This window comes from Arthrobacter sp. 05T47, assembly GCF_056395825.1.
This window is the reverse complement of sequence record NZ_JBFTKG010000094.1, coordinates 1-2,480: the sequence shown is the minus strand read 5'-3', so window position 1 is coordinate 2,480 and position 2,480 is coordinate 1. Positions and strand designations below refer to the sequence as shown.

General features: G+C 66.5%; 3 protein-coding genes. 2 read left to right on the top strand and 1 reads right to left on the bottom strand.

Annotation, left to right across the window (positions count from 1 at the left end):
- Window positions 1-736, top strand: a 736-nt coding sequence (locus tag AC1DEY_RS22860; protein ID WP_476869995.1) for an MFS transporter, incomplete at its 5' end; no start/stop codon positions are given.
- 399 nt (window positions 737-1,135) lie between these two features.
- Entirely contained in the window at window positions 1,136-1,417 is a 282-nt protein-coding gene (locus AC1DEY_RS22855) for an NINE protein (RefSeq protein WP_476869994.1), read from the top strand.
- Between the two features lie 17 nt (window positions 1,418-1,434).
- On the opposite strand, the gene AC1DEY_RS22850 is transcribed toward AC1DEY_RS22855, so the two are convergent.
- Window positions 1,435-2,172, bottom strand: a complete 738-nt coding sequence (locus AC1DEY_RS22850; protein ID WP_476869993.1) for a YoaK family protein — start codon at window positions 2,170-2,172, stop codon at window positions 1,435-1,437.
- Between the last annotated feature and the right edge of the window lie 308 nt (window positions 2,173-2,480).

Genomic DNA, 2,480 nt, shown 5'->3' with positions numbered 1-2,480 from the left:
AATCGGGGCCTTCATCGGCGCCCTGGTGCTGGTGATGATGGCGCTGCTGAATGTGTTGCCCGATTACCGGTGGTGGCTCCTGGGCGGAGGGCTGGTCCTCGCGGCGCTGTTCGCGTGGCGGGAACTGCGGTTCAGCCCGCCATTCCTGGACCTGCGGCTGCTGGGCCGGAACCGGCCGTTGCTGCTGGTCTACCTGGGCTTCGCGCTGTTCAACGGCGTCTACTACTTCGCGTTCTTCGGCCTGCCGCAGCTGCTGCAGACCGCCGGCGGCTACGATCCCGGCGTCGTGGGCATCCTGATGCTGCCGCTCGCTGCGATCTCGGTGGTCGGGACGCCGTTCGCGGTCCGCGCGATCGACAGGTTCGGCGTGCGGCGGGTGCTGATCGCCGGCGTCGGGCTGCTCATTTTCGCGTCGGCGTGCATGTGGCTGCTGACSGTATCCCTCGCCGTCCCGCTGGTGATTGCGCTGACSGCGTTGCTGGGGCTGCCGTATTGCGTGGTCGCCATTTCCTCGAGCCAGGGYATGTACGTGTCCACCCGGCCGGAGGAGCGCGGSGTSGCSGCCGGGATCTTCCAGACCTGCCGCTACCTSGGCGCGATCACSGCCACCGTGCTGATCGGCATCTTCTACGGCAGCGGSGTGACSCAGGCGAACTGGGGGCTGATGGTGTTCGTCATGCTGGGGCTGGGCACGGTGGTTTTCATGGTGTCGCTGGCGTGGCGGGAGCGGCAGTAGCGCAGGTTCCGYCAGAATGAATCCGGTTCGTGGATTCTTGGGGGAATGCCAYCTGTTGACGGTGAGCTGCYGCCCGGGGCGCGGGCAGYATCCTCACCTCACCGAAAGGGCACCAGCATGACCCAGCACCCCGARCCGACCAGCGGCGCAGCCGAACCGGCCTATCCCGTTTCACCCGCTGATGGCGCCGTCCTGCCGTACGAGTCAGCGCAGCCGTACGCACCGGCGGCTCCGATTCAGTATCCTCCGGTCGCCCCTCCGCAGTACCAGGGGCAATATCCCGTCCAGTATCAGGCTCCCCAGCAGTATCAGCCGGCGATGCCTCCGCAGCCGTATCCGGGGCAACAGTACCAGGGTTACCCGCCTACGCAGCCGCAGCATCAGATGCAGTACCCCCAGATGTCACAGCAGCCTCCGATGCACAATCCGGCTTACGGCTACCCGCAGCCAAAGTCCCGGCTTGTCGCCGGGCTCCTGGGTATCTTCCTGGGCGGACTGGGGGTCCACCGTTTCTACCTGGGCTACACCACGTTCGGCATCATCCAGATTCTGCTTACCGTCTTCGTCGGGATTTTCACGTTCGGCCTCGTCGGGCTGTGGGGCTTCGTGGAGGGCATCATGATCTTCGCCGGGGCGTCCTATTTCCGGAATGACGCCACGGGAATCCCGCTGCGCGACTGACRGTGGCCGCTAGGCGGTCAGCGYTYGGAAACCAGCGACGTCGGGGGCTCCACAGCGGCGGSATYTGYARSCKGCGTCCGGCGCCGGGCGAGCCCRCCCGTTACSGCTACCACCAGGGTGAGCSCGGCCGTCAGCAGCACACCGAAGCCGGCATGAAYATGCAGCAGGGYYGCGCCMGCSGTGGCGCCGGCAAGGATGAGGACGACGGCGCCCAGCCGCCTGCCCCAGTGSGCTCCCGTGCCGCCWCCCAGGCGGGAGTCGGCSGCCAGKCCCGTGAGCGTGGACGTGACCACCACCGTGGTCACGTCCTTGACGCTGAGGTGCCGTGCCGTGGCCGCCTGCAGGCCCATCGCGACGGCCAGGGCYCCCGTGATGGCCAGGGTGAYGGGATCGCCGGCGTGCGGGGCATGGGCRAACAGTACGACGGCGACCCCAGCCATGGCGATGCCGACGCTGGTGAGCAGGGCCGTGGTCCGACGGCTCCAGCCGGCGGCCTCGGGCTTGAGGACCCGCCCGGCGATGATGGCGCCGAGCACGAACCCGGCCAAGGCAATGGACGGGCCCACTACGGGCAGATTGTCGGCGCCGATCAGTGCCATGCCAAGGATGACAACGTTGCCGGTCATGTTTCCGGTGAAGACCCGGTCCAGGCCCAGATAGCCGACGGCGTCGATCACGCCCGTGGAGAACGTCAACACGAGCATGAGGACCAATTGGAGCCGAGCGGGCTCGGCGGACTTGAGGCGGCTAAGCATGGGAAGTCTTTCGTCGATGGAGAAGGGACTCGCCGAGGCGGTGCCACGGTAATGAGGCAGGTGATGAGCCCTGGTGGTGAGCCGACGTCGCGGTTGACAGGACCAACGATACTCACGCCGCAGGGAAGGCCGGCATCCGTTGACAGCGGCACGTTCACAGCACGAAACACGTGCCGTTGATGTGCCATGGCCGGAGTGGGAAACTTGGGCTGCGGTCTCATCCACTTTAAGGAGTCGGAAATGGCTGACGGAACTGGATTGATCAAGCGGTTCTACACAGAGGTGATTGGGGACGGAAATCTCGCCCT

Coding starts and splice junctions, on each gene's coding strand:
- AC1DEY_RS22855 (WP_476869994.1), top strand. CDS start 1,136: ATGTCACAGCAGCCTCCGATGCACAATCCGGCTTACGGCTACCCGCAG.